Source organism: Amycolatopsis anabasis, assembly GCF_009765355.1.
GTDB classification, from domain to species: Bacteria; Actinomycetota; Actinomycetes; order Mycobacteriales; family Pseudonocardiaceae; genus Amycolatopsis; species Amycolatopsis anabasis.
On record NZ_VTHK01000013.1, the window covers coordinates 158,377 to 175,021 of the forward strand.

Annotated in this window: 18 protein-coding genes; 12 read left to right on the top strand and 6 right to left on the bottom strand. The window is 71.3% G+C overall.

Annotated elements, in window-relative coordinates; genetic code table 11:
• Position 1 precedes the first annotated feature (1 nt).
• Genes FXO23_RS19260 through FXO23_RS19300 form a run of 9 tightly spaced genes read left to right on the top strand, consistent with a single transcriptional unit; the run spans position 2 to position 8,417 of the window.
• Positions 2–1,324 (top strand): MCE family protein, encoded by a 1,323-nt coding sequence (locus FXO23_RS19260; protein ID WP_158886726.1) that lies wholly within the window; start codon positions 2–4, stop codon positions 1,322–1,324.
• Complete coding sequence (locus FXO23_RS19265) at positions 1,317–2,336, top strand: MCE family protein (RefSeq protein WP_158886727.1); 1,020 nt, start codon at positions 1,317–1,319, stop codon at positions 2,334–2,336. Before FXO23_RS19260 ends, FXO23_RS19265 begins: the two co-directional genes overlap by 8 nt.
• A complete protein-coding gene (locus tag FXO23_RS19270) occupies positions 2,333–3,325 on the top strand; it encodes an MCE family protein (RefSeq protein ID WP_158886728.1) in 993 nt (330 codons plus the stop codon). The genes FXO23_RS19265 and FXO23_RS19270 overlap by 4 nt, the downstream gene beginning before the upstream one ends.
• A complete protein-coding gene (locus FXO23_RS19275; protein ID WP_158886729.1) occupies positions 3,322–4,395 on the top strand; it encodes an MCE family protein in 1,074 nt (357 codons plus the stop codon). Before FXO23_RS19270 ends, FXO23_RS19275 begins: the two co-directional genes overlap by 4 nt.
• Positions 4,392–5,465, top strand: coding sequence for an MCE family protein (locus tag FXO23_RS19280; protein WP_158886730.1), 1,074 nt, complete (start codon positions 4,392–4,394; stop codon positions 5,463–5,465). Before FXO23_RS19275 ends, FXO23_RS19280 begins: the two co-directional genes overlap by 4 nt.
• A complete protein-coding gene (locus tag FXO23_RS19285; RefSeq protein WP_158886731.1) occupies positions 5,462–6,667 on the top strand; it encodes an MlaD family protein in 1,206 nt (401 codons plus the stop codon). The genes FXO23_RS19280 and FXO23_RS19285 overlap by 4 nt, the downstream gene beginning before the upstream one ends.
• The gene (locus tag FXO23_RS19290; RefSeq protein ID WP_158886732.1) at positions 6,667–7,362 is read left to right on the top strand and encodes a hypothetical protein; all 696 of its coding nucleotides are present in this window, start codon (positions 6,667–6,669) and stop codon (positions 7,360–7,362) included. The genes FXO23_RS19285 and FXO23_RS19290 overlap by 1 nt, the downstream gene beginning before the upstream one ends.
• Positions 7,363–7,371: 9 nt before the next feature.
• The gene (locus FXO23_RS19295) at positions 7,372–8,124 is read left to right on the top strand and encodes a class I SAM-dependent methyltransferase (protein WP_158886733.1); all 753 of its coding nucleotides are present in this window, start codon (positions 7,372–7,374) and stop codon (positions 8,122–8,124) included.
• A 35-nt stretch (positions 8,125–8,159) separates the two neighbouring features.
• Positions 8,160–8,417, top strand: a complete 258-nt coding sequence (locus FXO23_RS19300) for a DoxX family protein (protein ID WP_158886734.1) — start codon at positions 8,160–8,162, stop codon at positions 8,415–8,417.
• Here FXO23_RS19300 and FXO23_RS19305 read toward each other — a convergent pair.
• A complete protein-coding gene (locus FXO23_RS19305) occupies positions 8,414–9,490 on the bottom strand; it encodes an ADP-ribosylglycohydrolase family protein (protein WP_158886735.1) in 1,077 nt (358 codons plus the stop codon). The genes FXO23_RS19300 and FXO23_RS19305 overlap by 4 nt on opposite strands.
• Before the next feature lie 11 nt (positions 9,491–9,501).
• Positions 9,502–10,593 (bottom strand): MBL fold metallo-hydrolase, encoded by a 1,092-nt coding sequence (locus FXO23_RS19310; protein ID WP_158886736.1) that lies wholly within the window; start codon positions 10,591–10,593, stop codon positions 9,502–9,504.
• 76 nt (positions 10,594–10,669) lie between these two features.
• On the opposite strand from FXO23_RS19310, the gene FXO23_RS19315 reads away from it, so the two are divergent.
• Entirely contained in the window at positions 10,670–11,014 is a 345-nt protein-coding gene (locus tag FXO23_RS19315) for a hypothetical protein (RefSeq protein WP_158886737.1), read from the top strand.
• Between the two features lie 424 nt (positions 11,015–11,438).
• Here FXO23_RS19315 and FXO23_RS19320 read toward each other — a convergent pair whose 3' ends face one another.
• Positions 11,439–12,170, bottom strand: a complete 732-nt coding sequence (locus FXO23_RS19320; RefSeq protein WP_158886738.1) for an SDR family oxidoreductase — start codon at positions 12,168–12,170, stop codon at positions 11,439–11,441.
• A gap of 62 nt (positions 12,171–12,232) precedes the next feature.
• Between FXO23_RS19320 and FXO23_RS19325 the strand changes: the two genes are divergently transcribed.
• A complete protein-coding gene (locus tag FXO23_RS19325; RefSeq protein ID WP_158886739.1) occupies positions 12,233–13,183 on the top strand; it encodes a helix-turn-helix transcriptional regulator in 951 nt (316 codons plus the stop codon).
• 87 nt (positions 13,184–13,270) lie between these two features.
• Here FXO23_RS19325 and FXO23_RS19330 read toward each other — a convergent pair whose 3' ends face one another.
• The 3 genes from FXO23_RS19330 to FXO23_RS19340 form a co-directional block, all read right to left on the bottom strand.
• On the bottom strand, positions 13,271–14,512 hold the full coding sequence (locus FXO23_RS19330; protein ID WP_158886740.1) for an MFS transporter: 1,242 nt from the start codon (positions 14,510–14,512) through the stop codon (positions 13,271–13,273).
• Positions 14,509–15,573, bottom strand: coding sequence for a PLP-dependent cysteine synthase family protein (locus FXO23_RS19335; protein ID WP_158886741.1), 1,065 nt, complete (start codon positions 15,571–15,573; stop codon positions 14,509–14,511). Before FXO23_RS19335 ends, FXO23_RS19330 begins: the two co-directional genes overlap by 4 nt.
• Positions 15,574–15,648: 75 nt before the next feature.
• Positions 15,649–16,029, bottom strand: coding sequence for a hypothetical protein (locus tag FXO23_RS19340; RefSeq protein ID WP_158886742.1), 381 nt, complete (start codon positions 16,027–16,029; stop codon positions 15,649–15,651).
• Between the two features lie 168 nt (positions 16,030–16,197).
• Between FXO23_RS19340 and FXO23_RS19345 the strand changes: the two genes are divergently transcribed.
• The gene (locus tag FXO23_RS19345; protein WP_158886743.1) at positions 16,198–16,629 is read left to right on the top strand and encodes a type II toxin-antitoxin system Rv0910 family toxin; all 432 of its coding nucleotides are present in this window, start codon (positions 16,198–16,200) and stop codon (positions 16,627–16,629) included.
• Positions 16,630–16,645 lie beyond the last annotated feature (16 nt).

Below are 16,645 nucleotides of genomic sequence, written 5' to 3' on the forward strand. Positions count from 1 at the left end.
CATGGCCTCCCTCATCGATCCCTCCGGCCGCGGCCCGTCGGTGCGCTCGCTCGCGCTGCGCGGTTTCGTCTACCTGTCGGTGATCGCGGTGGTGACCACCGTGCTCGTGCTGCAGTCCCAGGGGGCGTTCCGGGACGACGTGCGGGCCACCGCGGTGGTCAGCGACGTCGGCGACGGCCTGCCTGCCGGTTCGGACGTGAAGGTGCGCGGCGTGCAGGTCGGTTCGGTGGGCGCGGTCGAATCCACGCCCGGCGGGGCGCGGCACGTCGTCCACCTCAACCTCAAACCCGAGCACGTTTCCGGCATCCCGGCCTCGGTGAAGGCCCGGATCCTGCCGACCAACGTGTTCGGCGCGCCGTACGTCGAGCTGGTGCCGGAGCCGAACGACACCCGGCCGCTGGCCGCGGACGCGGTGGTCCCGGGCGACGACTCCACCGAAGCGCTGCAGCTGCAGACCGCGATGACCAAGGTGCGGGACGTGCTGGCCGCGGTGGAACCGGCCAAGCTGAACACCGCGCTCACCGGGATCGCGCAGGCGCTGGACGGGCGCGGCGGGCAGCTCGGGACGCTGATCGGGCGGCTGGACAAGTACCTGTCCGCGATCACCCCGCACACCGGCACCTTCACCCACGATCTGTCCACTTTGGCCACCGCGCTGGAGGGGTTGCAGGCGAACGCGCCGAAACTCCTGGACACCGTGGATTCCGCGCTGGTGACCAGCCGGACGATCGTGGAGAAGCAGCAGCAGCTCGCCCGCACCCTGGCCGGTGGTGCATCCACTGTGGACAGCGTGCGAGGCGTGCTGGACGACAACGCCGACCGGATGATCAAGGTGATCCACGAGATCACCCCGGTGGTGAAGACGCTCGGGCAGCACGCCGCCGACATCCCGCTGTCCTTCGAGGCGCTGGGCAAGGGCGTCAAGGCGTTCGGCGAGGCCTTCGAGGGGCCGCACCACTGGCTCAACATCGACCTGGTCTTCACGGTCACCCCGTTCACCCCGTACAACTCGACCAACTGCCCGCGGTACCCGGGCCTGGACGGGCCGAACTGCGACGATCCCCCGCCGCCCCAGCCCGCGCCGATCCCGCTCCCGCCCAGCCAACCGGCTCAGGCGCCGCAGCTCGCCCCGGCGCCGGTGACCACTCCCCCGCCCGCGACCACTCAGCAGGCGCCCGGCGGGCTGGTCGGCCCGGTCGGCAGCCCGCAGGAGACCGAGGCGATCGGCTCGATCTTCGGCGACGCGGCGAAGTCGTTCGGCTCGCTGGGAAACCTGCTGCTCGGACCGTTCCTGCGGGGAGCGACGGTGATGCCACGTGGGTAACAACATCAAGGGAGCCCTGTTCAAGCTGACCGCGGTGGTCGTGGTCGCCGCATGCGCGATCGCACTGATCTACTCGACGCTGCGCAACACCGTCCGCGGGGACACCAACACCTTCGTCGCCGAGTTCAGCGACGTCACCGGCCTGCACGAGGGCGACGACGTCCGGGTGGCCGGGGTGAAGGTGGGCCGGATCGAAAGCCTCGAGCTGACCGGCTCCCGCGCCGAGGTCGGCTTCACCGTGCAGGCGGACCAGCCGGTGTTCGCGAACACGAAGGCCCTGATCCGGTACCAGAACCTGGTCGGCCAGCGCTACCTGGCGCTGACGCCGGGGGCGGGCGCCGCCAAACCGCTGCCCGACGGCGCCCGCATCCCGCCGGACCGGACCGAACCCTCGCTGGACCTGTCCGCGCTGCTCAACGGGTTCGAGCCGCTGTTCTCCATGCTGGAGCCCGATGACCTGAACAAGCTGTCCGGCACGATCATCCAGGCGCTGCAAGGGGAAGGGCCCGCGCTCAACTCGCTGTTGAGCCAGAGCGCGGAGCTGACCGGCAAGATCGCCGACCGGGACCAGGTGCTCGGTGACGTGCTCACCGGCCTGACCAGCGTGCTCGACCACCTGGCGGGCAAGGGCCCGCAGTTCGACCAGCTGCTCGCGCAGGCGAAGCAGCTGGTGAACACGCTCGGCGGCAACACCGACGCGATCTTCGGCGCGATGGACAAGATCGACCAGGTGAGCGGTTCGGTGACCGGGCTGATCGACGACATCCGCCCCGCGCTGCGCAAGGATCTCGCCGGGTTCAACCAGGTCGCCGGGCTGTTCCTGAAGGAGGGCCCGACCGTGGACGCGACCGTGAAGGCGCTGCCCGGGTTCCTCGGCGGGCTCGCCCGCGTTTCGCAGTACGGCTCGTGGCTGAACCTGTACGCCTGCAGCATCGACATCAACCTCGCGCCGTTCCCGGTCGGCGTGGTGCCGCAGATCATCGGCACCAAGCAGTCGGAGGTGTGCCGGTGAGGATCATCAGGCCGCTCAAGGAGTACAACCCGATCTGGTTGGGGATCATTGGGGCCGCGGTGATCGGCGCGCTGGTGCTGGGCTCGCTGGCCGTCGGCACGCTGGGGCTCGGTGACGCCCGGTACGAGGCCGAGTTCGCGCACACCGGCGGGATCCGGGCCGGGGACGAGGTGCGGGTCGCCGGAATGGGCGTCGGCGAGGTCACCGGCACCCGGCTGGACGGCGACAAGGTGCTCATTTCCTTCCGCGCCAAGCGAAGCGTGCACCTGGGCAGCGGCACGCACGCCACCATCAAACTCGCCACCCTGCTCGGCGGCCGCTTTGTCGACCTGCAACCGCTCGGTGAAGGGGAACTCGAGGGCGACCGGATCAAACTGGCGAACACCACGGTCCCGTTCGACCTGGAGAAGGTGATCGAGACCGGCGGCCCGGCCATCGAGAAGCTGGACGGCGCGAAACTGCGCGAATCGCTCAAGGTGCTCGCCGACGACTTCCGCGGCGCGCCGCAGCAGATCGCGAAGACGCTCGACGGGCTGGGTCAGCTGTCCGAACTGGTCACCAAGCGCCAGGACCAGCTCGCCCAACTGCTGTCGAGCGCGGACGCGGTGACCACCACGCTGAACAAGAACCGGGCGCAGCTGTTCGAGTTGATGGGCCAGGCGGACGGGCTGATCAAGCAGTTGCTGCAACGCCGCGACCTGATCCGCAGCGTGCTGACCGATTTCAAGACGCTCAGCGGCCAGTTGCAGGAGATCCTCAACGAGAACCGGCCGCAGATCGAACCGCTGCTGTCGAACCTGGCCGGGGTCACCGACATCCTGAGCCGCAACGACGACGCGCTGGACCGGGCGCTGCAGATCCTCGCCCCCGCCGGGCGGTACCTGGCCAACGCGTTCGGCAACGGACCGTACGGCGACATGTACCTGCCCTACGCGATCATCCCGGACAACCTGCTGTGCACGGCGGGCGCGATCAAGGACTGCCGATGAAGAAGGTCCTGGTAGTGATCCTCGCCGCGGTGGCCGGTCTGGTGTCGGCGAGCGGCTGCGCGGTGTTCAGCCCGCCGACGATGACCGTCACCGCCCAGTTCCGGGACTCGGTGGGCCTGTACGTCGGCAACGACGTGGCCATGCTGGGCATCCCGATCGGCACGGTCAAGGAGATCAAACCGCGCGGGACGCAGGTCTCGGTGAAGCTGGAACTCAAGGCGGACACCAAGATCCCGGCGAACGCGGGCGCGGTGACCGTCTCGCCGTCGGTGGTGACCGACCGGCACGTGGAATTGACCCCGGTGTACCGCGGCGGGCCGACGCTGCGCGACGGGGACGTGATTCCCCTGGAGCGCACCAAAACCCCGGTGGAGATCGACCGGGTGATCAAGGCCGTGGACGAACTCTCCGCGCAACTGTCCAAAACGGACGGTGGTACCGGGGTGGTCCAGGACGCCACCGACGTGTTCGCGCGGAACATGGCCGGGAACGGGGACCGCATCCGGGCGAGCCTGGACGCGTTGAACGGCCTGGTCGACGTGGGCACCGGGCAGCGGGACGCGTTGCTGAGCCTGGTCCGCAACGTCGACCAGCTCACCGCGGCCGCCGCGGAGAACGACGCGAAGATCAAGACGTTCAGCTCGGGGCTCACCCAGGTCACCGAACTGTTCGCCGGGGAGGCCCCGCAGCTCGGCGCCGCGCTGCAGCGGCTGAACGGCCTGCTCGACGAGGCCACGAAACTGGTCAACGAGAACCGGAGCAGCGCGCAGGAAAGCCTGAAGAAGCTGCGCGTCACCACCGACACGCTCGCCCGGCACGGGCGGGAACTGGCCGAATCGGCGGACGTGCTGCCGCTGCTGTTCCAGAACGTGGCCGCCGCGGTGGACCACAAGACCGGGCAACTGCGGGTGCACGCCGACCTCGCGGAGATGCTGCTGGACGGCGAGCTGGTCAACGGGCTGTGCAAGGCCGTCGGCATCCAGCTGCCCGGCTGCCGGGACGGCAAGGTCGCCGACTTCGGCCCGGACCTGGGCATGACCGAACTCCTGGTGGGGGCGGTGCGGAAATGAAGGTCAGGAACGCGTTCGCCGCCGTGCTGCTCACCTCCGCGCTGCTCACCGGATGCGGGGTGACCGCGGCCGATCTGCCGTTGCCCGGCGGCGGGGTCACCGGCGACACCTACCCGCTGAACGCCGTCTTCGAGGACGCGCTCAACCTGCCGGAGAAGGCGCACGTGAAGCTGAACGGCGTCGACATCGGCCGGGTGACCGGGATCCACGCCAAGGACTTCCACGCCCACGTCGGCATGGTGATCTCCACGAACGTCACGCTGCCCGCCGGGACGACCGCCGAACTGCGCCAGGCGACCCCGCTCGGGGACGTGTTCGTCGCGTTGCACCCGCCGCGGGAACCCGGCCCGCCGCTGCGCGCGAACGACACCATCAACCTCGGCTCGACCAGCGCGGCGGCCAGCGTCGAGGACACCCTGGCCGCGTTGTCCGCCCTGGTCAACGGGGGCGGGCTGGGCCAGCTGAAGACGATCGTCACCGAGGTCAACACCGCGCTGACCGACCGGCCCGACCAGATCCGGCACCTCCTCGGGCAACTCGAGGGCACGCTGTCGACGTTGAACGCGCGCACCGCCGACATCGACCGCGTGCTGGCGTCGGCCCGGTCGCTGACCGCCACCGCCGAGCAGCGGCGCGGCACGATCGACGCGGCACTGGCCGATTTCACCCCGGCGATGCGGGTGCTCTCCGAGCAGACCGGGAAGATCACCGAGGTCCTCACCAAGGTCGCGAACGCGGGCACCAGTGGCAACAACCTGCTGTCGCGGGTGCGCGGCGATCTCGTCTCGAAGATCAACGACGTGGGCGCGGTGCTGGACGGGTTCGCCGCGATCAAGGACTCGCTCGGCCCGACGCTGCGCGGCATGGTCCAGCTCGGCCAGTACGTGGAAGGGGTTTCCAAGGGCGAGTCCGGGGCGGGGAGCGCGTACTTCGCCGGGATCACCAACATCCCGTTCCTCTCCCCCGGCGAGAACGTGCGGGTCCCCGGTTTCGAGGATCTCAACGGGTTCCTCGGGACGGTCACCGACAACCTCGGCGACCTGCTGAAGCGACTCGGGGGCAACCGATGATCAGGACCCGGATCCTGCTGTCGAACCTCGGCCTGCTGACCATCCTCGCGGTCGGGCTGAGTTACCTTCTGCTGTCGGTGGTGCGGATCGATCCGACCGCGAAGTCGTTCACGGTGACGGTGCACCTCGCGACCTCGGGCGGGCTGCTGGACACCTCGGAGGTCACCTTCCGCGGCAGCCACGTCGGCCAGGTCAGCCAGATCCGGTTGCGGCCGAACGGGGTCGCGGTGGACCTGCGGATCGACGAGGGCACCGAGATCCCGGCGGACACCGACGCGGTGGTGGCGAACCTGTCCGCCGCGGGCGAGCAGTACCTGGACTTCCGCCCGCGCCGCGACGCCGGGCCGTTCCTCGGCGAGGGCGCGGTGGTCCACGAACGCGACACCAGCACGCCGACCCCGTTCGCCCAGCTGATGGTGCACCTGGGCGACGTGTCCAAACAGGTCGATCCCGGCAAGCTGGACGTGGTGGTCACCGAACTGGCCAGGGCGTTCGGCTCCGGAACCGGGCCGAAGGTCCAGAAGCTGTTGTCCGGCGGGGACTTCCTGCTGTCCGGTTTGGAAGAGGTGCTGCCCGAGACGGTCCGGATCCTGAACAACGGCCGGATCACCCTGGACACCGTCGCGGGCATGCGGGACCAGCTGAGCCGGATCGCGAACTCCGGGGACACCCTGGGCGACCAGCTGCGCGCCTCGGATCCGGAGATCCGGGAACTGCTGGACCAGAGCCCCGGGGCGTTCGACCTGGTGGACGGGCTGATCCGGGACAACAAGCCGACCATGGCCGCATTGCTCGGCGATCTGAGCACGGTGAGCGAGATCGTCTCGGTGCGCACCGCGGCGATCGGCGCGTTCCTGCCCGAGCTGACCAACCTCGGCAACGGGCTGGCCGGGGTGGTGCGTGACGGCGCGTTGAAGACGCTGGCCGACATCTACCCGCGCCCGGCCTGCGACTACGACACCCCGCGCCGCCCGCCGACGGTCGGGGGCAGCCCGCCGCCGCGGATCAACCGCTACTGCACCGATCGCGGCCCGTTGCTGCAGCAGCGCGGGGCCTACAACGCGCCCCGCCCGCCGGGCGACACCACCGCGGGCCCGCCGCCCGGTGCGACCGGCGACGAGCGCGCGGCCACCCCGGCCCCGGGGTCCACCTGGATGAACGACTACCTCGCAGCGCTGCGGAACGCGGAAGGGAGCAACTGATGGCGAAGGAAGAGGAGAACGAGCAGGCCGAGGCAGCGGCGAGCACGGAAGGGGCCGAGGAGACCGTCCAGGTCGCCGAGATCCCCGGCACAACCGAGGAGACCACCGAGACCGCGGAGTCCGCGGAGTCCACAGCGGACAGCGAAGCGCCCGAAGTGGATGATCCGGACGATTCCGAAGAACGGGGGAAACCCCCGCGCGAGAAGCGGTTCCCGCTCTCCCTGTCGCTGCCGGTGGCCGCCGCGCTGGCCGTGCTGTTCGTCGCGGGGATCGCGGCCGGGGTGACGTTCTTCCTGCTGTACAAGGACAAGTCCGATGTCGACTCGGCGAAGGACGCGGCCCTGAGCACCGCGCGCAGCTACGCCGTGACCGTCACCACATACGACTACCAGAACCTGGACAAGAACTTCGCCGACGTGCTGGACGGCGCGACCGGCGAGTTCAAGGACCAGTACACCGGCGCGAGCGGCACCCTGCGCCAGCTGATCCAGCAGGCGAAGGCCACCGCCAAGGGTAATGTGATCGACGCGGCCGTGAAGTCGGCGAGCGCCGACCAGGCCGAGGTCACGTTGTTCGTCGACCAGTCGGTGACCAACGCGGCGACGCAGCAGCCCCGGGTCGACCGCAACCGGGTGCTGATGAAGCTGGAGCGGCACGACGACCGCTGGCTGGTCAGCAGCCTGCAGTTGGTCTAGGGAGGTCGGATGGCAGCAGTAGACCGGGTCCGCGAGTTGCTGGATCCCGACCGCGTTCCCGGGCCGGGCGACGATTCCGCGGGCTACCTCGACCTGCTGCCTCCGGACGCCCAGCGCCCGCGGACCGGCGCGCAGAACGCGATGCACAGCCCGCTGGTCGCCTCGGTCTACGAGCGCTGGTGGCGCCCGGCGTTCTCCCGGGTGCTGCTGGGGCCGAACGGGCCGAGCATGACCGACGAGCGCAAGCTCGCCCGCGAATCGCTGGAGCTCGACCGCGCGCGGACCGTGCTCGACGTGTGCTGCGGACCGGGGAACTTCACCCGGCACTTCGGCGAGACGCTCGGCGACGACGGGGTGGCGGTCGGACTGGACGTGTCGCCGCCGATGCTCGCGCGGGCGGTGCGGGACAACACCGGGGAGCGGGTGGCCTACGTCCGCGCGGACGCGCGGGAACTGCCGTTCCCGGACAAGACGTTCGACGCGGTGAGCTGCTTCGCGGCGCTGTACCTGGTGCCCGAACCGTTCCGGGTCCTCGACGAACTGGTCCGGGTGCTCGCCCCCGGCGGGCGGATCGCGGTGCTCACCAGTTACCTCACCGAATGGCCGGGCGTGCGGCAGGCGGAACTGCTGGTCGCCCGGCTCACCGGGCAGAAGATGTTCGCCCGCACCGAGATCACCGGGGTGTTCACCCGGCACGGGCTGACCGAGGTCCGGCAGCGGATCAGCGGGGCCGCCCAGTTCGTCAGCGCGCGGAAGCCGTAACGAGGTCCCTGGTTCCCCGAGGAAGGAAAACCCTGATGGCACAACGAGCACGTCTGTTCGGCCTGCTGCTCGCCGGTACCGGCGCCGCCCATTTCGCGGCGCCCGCGCTGTTCGAGCCGATGTCCAAGGTCGCGTTCCCGACCGACACCCAGTCGTGGGTCTACCGCAACGGGGCCACCGAGGTGGCGCTGGGGCTTGCGCTGACCAGCAAGCGGACCCGCAAACTCGGCGCCGCCGGGCTGGCCGGTTACGTGCTCTGGCTGGGCAGCCGGGCCGTCACCGCGAAACGCTAGGAACTCGGGTACCGGGCCGCCCAGTCCCGCGGCGGCTCGGGCCCGAATTCGGCGAGCGCGTCGCGGGTGAGGCGTTCGACGGTTTCGCGCAGTTCCAGGGTGGCCAGCCAGTCGCCGGGAATCGCCCCGGGGCCGTGCACCGCGCCCAGCAGGTTGCCGCAGATCGCCCCGGTGGAATCGCTGTCGCCGGAGTGGTTGACCGCGAACAGCAGGCCGTCGGCCAGGTCGTCGGCGGCCAAGGCGGCGCACACCGCGAGGGCCAGGGCTTCCTCGCCGACCCAGCCGCCGCCGAGTACGGCCTCGAGTTCTTCCGGTTCGGGCCGCCCCCGCGCGGCGAGCGCGACCGCCTTGTCCAGCGCGCGCAGTTGCTCCTCGTGCCCGTTCCAGCGCCGGAGTTCCCGGCACGCCAAGGAGATCGCGGCCGGGAGGTCGGTTCCGTCGAGCAGCGCGCGCACGATCACCGCGAACGCGCCCGCGGACAGGTAACCGCTCGGGTGGCTGTGCGTCAGGGCCGCGCTGAGCGCGCCGACTCGGAACACCTCGTGCGGATCGGCGGACCAGAGCGCGGCGGGCGCGGCGCGCATGACCCCGCCGCAGCCCTTCGAGTCGTTGAGCGCGTGCGTGAACGAACCGGGCGCCCCGCCGCCGCCGAACGCGCGCAGCGCGGACAGGCAGGTCATCCCCGGGGCGCGCTGGTGGAACAGGTCGCGCTCACCGATCAGCCAGCCGTCCGGCGCCGGGGCCACGTCCGCGAACCGCCCGGCCGCGCGTTCCCACGGAATGCCCTGGGTGTGCAGCCACCGCTGGTAGGCGTGCTGCAGCGCGGATTCCACCGCGACCGGCGCCCCGCGCCGGGCCGCGGCGTGCGCGCGGATCAGGCCTTCCAGGGTGAACAGGGTCATCTGGGTGTCGTCGGTGATCCGGCCCTGGCGCGGATCGTCATACCCGCGCAAGCCCCGGGCGCCGTGCCGAGCGCGGATCTTCGCCAGCGATTCGAACTCGATGCCCTCGCCCAGCGCGTCCCCGACGGCCCCGGCCAGCATCGACCCCAGAAAACGATCCGACCAGCCCATACCGGCAGACCCTAGGCGAGGGTCTGCCACCAGCCGTCGACCGGGGGCGGGGCGCCGACGTCGACGCGCTGGCCCGGACGGGGCACGGCGAGCGGGACGTCGTGCGCCTTCGCCTCGCGCCACACCCGGTCGGCCGGTTCGCTCCACGGATGCATGGACAGGGTGAAAGTCGCCCAGTGCACCGGGATCAGCAGCCCGCCGCGGACGTCGAGATGGGTGGCGACGCCCTCCTCCGGGGTCATGTGGATGTCCGGCCAGCCCGGGGCGTAGGCGCCGATCTGGATGAGCGAGGCGTCGAACGGCCCGTGCTCGCGGCCGATCTCGGCGTACCCGGGGAAGTAGCCGGAGTCGCCGGTGTAGAAGACCCGGTGCCGCGGACCGGCGACCACCCAGGAGGCCCACAGCGTTCCGTCGCCGGCGAAACCGCGGCCGGAGAAGTGCTGGGCGGCGGTGGCGGTCAGCTTCAGCTCGCCGAGTTCGGCGCTCTCGGTCCAGTCGAGTTCGATGATCCGGGATTCCGGCACCCGCCACCGCCGCAGGTGGGCGCCGACGCCCAGCGGCACCACGAACGGCGCGGTCTGGGTGCGCAGCAGGATGCGCACCGAGGGCAGGTCGAGGTGGTCGTAGTGGTCGTGCGAGATGACGATCGCGTCCAGTCGCGGCAGCCGGTCGAGCGGGACCGGCGGGGCGTGCAGGCGGCGCGGGCCGACGAGCCGGGATGGGGACACCCGCTCGCCCCACACCGGATCGAGCAGCACCCGGGCGCCGTCCAGTTCGACCAGCGTCGAGGAGTGGCCGTACCAGGTGATGTGCAGCCCGTCCGCCGGGTCACCGTCCCGTGTGGACACCAGCGGGATCGGACCGGCGGGGCGGCGCGGCACCTTGTCGCCGAAGAGCATCTCCCGCGCGGCGTCGCGCAGGACGCCCGGCTCCTGGTCGCGGCGGGGCGCGGTGTTGCGGAACCGGCCGTCGCGGAACTGCGGCGAGCGCGCGAGCAGCGCGGGATCGGGTTTGGCCCCCATCGCCGCCGGGATGTCCCGCACCACCCACGCCGCCGCCCCGGCGAGCGCCGCCGGGACGAGCCACCTCAACTTCTTGCCCATGCCTCCACGGTACCCGGCGATCCTGAGTGTTCATTCCGCTTAGCGGCCGGTGGTGGTCGCGAGGACACTGGGGGGCATGCTGGATCGTGTGCTCCGGGCCCGGCCCGAGTGGCGAAGGACCGGCGCCGCGTGCTTCCCGGCCGCCGCCGTGGTCGACGGCCAGTGGTGGGTCCTGCGGCTCAACGGCTTTCCCGATCATCCGCTGTGGACCCTGTTCGTCAACGGTCCCGAGGTGCGTTTCGACACCACCGGCCTCCCGCCGGCCTGGGGGCGACCGCTCGATCCGTCGGTTCCGCCGCTGGAGCCCCACCTCGCGCAAGAGGCCCTGGCGCCCCTCCGGGACCTCGCGGTCTACGGCAGCGAGGCCGGCGACCCCTGCGACGACGAAGTCTGCTGCGGCAGGGCCCGCACCGGGTCGTGAGTGTTCAGACCGGCAAAGTGCGACACCGCGCGGGTGGTGGTGTTCGGAGGTACCCAATGCGGCGTTCGGTACCTGCAACGCCCCGAAAGCCGCATTGGTGTCCTCCGGGTACCGGAACGGGGAACACACGCGGCCAGGACGAGGGACTCGCCGCGGGCGGGGAACCCGCTGGCGCGTGTCCCCCGTTTCGGACGTGCGAGTCCCTCGTTTCGGTAGGCCGAGTTCCCCATTTCGGCAGGTACCCCCGGGGCACCCCAACGAGCACGGCCTCGTTGCGGTCCCTCTTAGCCGACAACGTGCGACGAGCATCGGGGTGGCAGCCAGGCGGCGCCCGCACGCCCAGACCGGTCACCGTCTCTTGTAAGGGAACCAAGCCTGAGGGTCGTGAGTGTTCCGGCAGGTCGGGCGAGCACGTTCGCGCAGGTCAGACCAGGCCACCATCCGCGCGGAGGTTCTGGCCGGTGAGCCACCGGGCGTCCGGCCCGGCCAGGAACGCCACCACGTCCGCCACGTCCTCCGGCCGCCCGAGCCGCCCCAGCGGGGTCAGGTACACCACGCCCTGCCGGGCCTCCTCGGTCGTCCCGCCGCGCAGCAGATCGGTGTCGGTCGGGCCCGGCGACACCGTGTTCACCGTGATGCCCCGCGCGCCGAGTTCCCGCGAAGCGACCCGCCCGAACTGTTCCAGCGCGGCCTTGCTCGCCGCGTACACCGACTCCCCGCCGCTGGGCCACGCCGTGGTCATCGTCGAGATGTTGACGATCCGACCGCCGTCGGCCATCCGGCGCGCGGCCTGCTGGAGGGCGAGGAAGGGGCCGCGCGCGTTGACCGCCAGCACCCGGTCGTACAACTCCGCGGTCACCTCGCCGATCGGGGCGTCCGCGATGATCCCGGCGTTGTTGACCAGGATGTCCAGCCGCCCGAGGCGCGCGTCCGCCTCGGCGAAGAGCCGTTCGACCTCGTCCGGTTCGCCGAGGTCGGCCCGGACCGCGTGCGCGCCGGTCTCGGCCGCCACCGCCTTCGCGGCGACGGCATCTGCCCGGTACCCGAACACGACGTCCGCGCCCTCGGCGGTCAGCCTTCGTACGATCGCCCGGCCGATGCCGCGCGACCCGCCGGTCACGATCGCCGCCTTGCCGGTGAGTGCTTTCTCGTTCATGCGGCCACGTTTTCACCGATCGCGGCCAGCTTCGGGACGCGATCACTGCGAAACTGGGAAACATGCTGGAAACCTCGGCCCGGCTGCTGCGCCTGCTCTCCCTCCTGCAGACCCGGCGCGACTGGGCGACCGCCGATCTGGCCGAACGCCTCGAAGTCGCGCCGCGCACGGTCCGCCGGGACATGGGGCGGCTGCGCGATCTCGGCTACCCGGTGCACGCGACCCCGGGCGTGGCCGGGGGTTACCGCCTGGGCGCGGGTGCGGTGCTGCCGCCGCTGCTCCTCGACGACGAGGAGGCCGTGGCGGTCGCCCTCTCCCTGCGCACCGCGGCCGCCGGAACGGTCGCCGGGCTCGAGGAGACCGCCCTGCGCGCACTGTCCAAACTGGACCAAGTGCTGCCGTCCCGGTTGCGGCGCCGGGTCGCGACCCTGCAGAGCTACACCGTCCCGGCGCCGCCCGCCGGGCCGACGGTCGACGCGAACGCGCTCACCACCATCGCCGCCGCCTGCCGCGACACCGAACTCCTCCGGTTCGACTACGCCGACCACTACGGCGTCACCGGCCTGCGCACGGCCGAACCGCATCGCCTGGTGTACACCGGCCGCCGCTGGTACCTGGTGGCGTGGGACATCGAGCGGTCCGCCTGGCGCAGTTTCCGCGTCGACCGGATCCGGCCGCGAACCCCGAACGGGCCCCGGTTCACGCCCCGCGAGCTGCCCGGCGGCGATGTCGCCGGGTTCGTCTCGCGGGGCGTGGCCGCCGCGCTGTGGCGGTACCGGGCACGGGTGACCGTGCACGCCCCGGCCACGGTCGTCGCGCGGCGGATCCCGTCGACCTGGCTGCTCGAGCCGCTCGGCGACGACCGGTGCCTGCTGGACGCGGGCGCCGATTCGCCGCGCCTGCTCGCCGTCTACCTGGGCGCGCTCGACCTCGCCTTCGACGCGAGCGAGCACCCCGAACTGGCCGAAGCCCTGCGCTCCCTGGCGACCCGCCTCACCGCCGCCGCGGGCTGAACTTCCCCCAATGTGGCATTGGGGGCACTGGATGTACCCAATGCGGCTTTCGGGGCGTTGAGTGTCCCGAAAGCCACATTGGGGGAACTACGCGGGGGAAGGGGCGAGGCGCGGTTCCAGGCGGCCGGAGCGGGCGAGCGTGTGCACGCCGAACGCGCACGCGCCGCCGATCAGCACCAGCGCGAGCCACGGCACCCAGGCCACGCCGTGCTGCCGCGCCAGGTCGAGCACCGCCCCGGTCACCAGGTTGCCGACCGCGATCCCGATCCCGCAGATCGTGTTGTACAGCCCGTAATACGTGGCGACCCGCTCTTCCCGGGCCAGCGCGACGATCGTGTCCATTTCGAACGGGAACACGATCACCGTGCCCAGGCTGAGCAGGGCGGCGGAGAGCAGCACGGGGACGAACGCGAAAGCACTCGCGGGCGAAGACGCGGTGGCGATCGGCGGGACGAACGCAAGCCCGAGGAACGCCAGCCCGATGGTGAGGCACTGCCCGCGGGAGAAGCGGTCCCGGAACCACGCGGTGATCCGGAGCTGCCCCGCGATCGCGATCACCCCGGACACCGCGAACAAGGCCCCGACGAAGATCGTGCCCGTGGCCTCCGAAGGCGCGAGCCGCCGGGTTTCCAGCGGCAGGGCCAGGTAGACCTGGAACGAAAGCACGTACGAGCCGATCATGGCGAACGAGAACGCCAGGAAGCGGCGGTTCGCCAGCACCGCGCGCCAGCCGCCGGTCCGCTCGGTCACGACCGACGCGCGGGCGGCCGGGAGCGAGCGCACCTGCAGCACGGTGAGGGCGGCGAAGACGACCGCCGCCACCACGCAGGTGAGCTGGAACGCCACCCCGGTCAGGGCGAGCCCGATCAGCGGGCCCAGCAGGATCCCGGACTGGTAGAAGACGTTGAACAGCGCGAACGCTTCCACCCGGCGCTCGCCCGCGTCCTGGGCGACGTAGGCGCGCACGGCCGGGTTGAACAGGGCGCCCGCGAACCCCGTCGCGGCCGACGCGATCACCAGCGCGGGCACCGAATCGACCAGCCCGAGGGTCGCGAAACCGAGGGTGCGCAGGGCGCACCCGGCCACGATCATCGGTTTGTAGCCGAACCGGTCCGCGAGCGCGCCGCCGAGGAAGAACATGCCCTGCTGGGAGAAGTTGCGCACGCCGAGGATGAAGCCGACGAGCCAGCCCGCCAGGCCCAGCCCGACCGACAGGTGCGCGGCGAGGTAGGGCATCAGCATGTAGAAGCCGACGTTGATGGTGAACTGGTTGACCGCGAGCAGCCGGGTCGGGCGGTCGAACGAGCGGAACTGCCGGAACACGTTCACCGGGTCACCCCCGCCGGGTCGAACACGGTGGTGCAGCGGGTCCAGCGTTCGACCTCGGTCTCGCCCGGGTGCGCGATCGTGTCCGGTTCGCCGGGCGGTTCGACGTCCAGGAGCCCGTGCTCGGCGCAGTACTGGTCGTTGTAGACGGTGTCGAAGTACCGCTGCGGGCCGTCCGGGAAGATCGCCGCGATCCGCAGGTGCGCCGGGCTGGTGCGGGCCACCCACCCGGCGACGAGCGCGACCGCGCCGACGCTCCAGCCGCCGGACGCGTAGTGCGAGGTGGCCAGGCGGCGGCAGGTGGCCACCGATTCCGCCGGGCTCACCCAGTGCACCTCGTCGAAGGCCGGGTAGTCGACGTTGCGCGGGTAGATGCTGGAACCCAGGCCGCGCATCAGGCGTGGCCGGGCGGGCTGGCCGAAGATCGTCGACCCGACCGTGTCCACCCCGACCAGCTTCAGGTCCGGGAAGAACTCCCGCAGCGCACGGGAAACGCCCGCCGAATGGCCGCCGGTGCCGACCGAGCACACCAGCACGTCGACCCGGCCGAGCTGCGCGATCAGCTCGGTCGCCACCGGCCGGTAGGCGGCCACGTTGTCCGGGTTGTGGTACTGGTCCGGGCAGAACGAACCGGGGTTCTCGGCGATCAGTTCGGCGACCCGCTGCCGCCGGGCCTCCTGCCAGCCGCCGACCGGATGCGGTTCGGTGACGAGGTCCACCCGGGCGCCGTAGGCGCGCAGCAGCCGGTAGACGATCGGCTCCATTCCCGGATCGGTGACCAGCGCGACCGGGTGGCCGTAGACGATTCCGGCCAGCGCGAGCCCGAGGCCCAGGGTGCCGCTGGTGGATTCGACGATCAGCCCGCCGGGCTTGAGCTCGCCGCGCTCGCGGGCGCGGGCGACCATGTGCAGCGCGGGGCGGTCCTTCATCCCGCCCGGGTTGTGCCCTTCGAGTTTCGCCCAGAAGCCCCGGCCGTCGGCCGAATGCGGGGCGTCGATCCAGAGGACCGGGGTGTTGCCGACGGCGCCGGCCGTGGCCGGGCGCGCGAGAACGGGTGAAAGCATGCTGAATTCCCATTTCTGTGGGTGCGGGTGATCGGTTTCGCGGGAATCCGGGCGCGCGGGGCCCGGCGGCGCCGATCAGCGCCGCAGCACGCAGAGGGAAGTCAGCACGTCCTGGCCGCGAAGCGGCCGGAGACATCGGTCCGGCGGGACCGGTCGCGGCCGCCGGGCCGGGGCCAGGCCGAGCACCGGGGCGCACAGGAACAGGCACAGCAGGGCCGCGAGCAGCAGGCCCGGTTCGTCGATCGAGCGGGGTAAAGCCAGGCACTGCGGATGCAGCGATTCGTGCGGCGCACCGCCGTCGGCCGGGAGGTGCGGCAAGCAGGCGGTGTGCACGGCCTGCGCCGGGGCTTCGTGCTCGCCGCCGCAGGGCAGCGCGTGAAACGCCAGGTAGACGGCGAGTAAACCGAAGACGACCAGGAGCAGGCGTGCACGCTGCGCTCGTGGTCGACCTCTCACGGTCACCGAAGGTACCGAAGAACCGCGCCCGGAGCACGTGCCGTTGACGCGACTTTCACAGTGCGGGACAACGTGTCATTTCCTCCGGCAACGCATGCCATCGGCGTTGGACGCGGCGGATCCGCGGCACCACGCGTACATTGCTTGTCCGGATGCGAGGAGGGATCCATGGCCAAGGTAACCGCGGCCGGCCGCATGCCGACCCCGCCGGAGAAAACGTGGGCGACGGCGGCCGACCTGTCCCGGTTCGCCGACTGGCTGGTGCTGCACGAGGACTGGCGCGGCCAACTGCCCGCCGAATTCACCGAAGGCACCACGCTCACCTCGGTGGTGAACGTCCGCGGTTTCCGCAACCGGATCTCCTGGCGGATCGTGTCCTACGACGAACCGCACGCGCTGGCCATCACCGGTGACGGGGTGGGCGGGGTCAAGGTGGACCTCGTGCTGTCCATCCAGCCCGAGGCCGGCGGGTCGATCGTCGAGATCCGCGCCGAGGTCACCGGGAAGCCGGTGTTCGGCCCGATCGCCATGACGATCGGCCGCGCGGTCAAGGGGGAACTGCGCAAATCGCTGGCCAACCTGCGGGCGCTGCTCGCCTAGCGCGGAGATACGGACC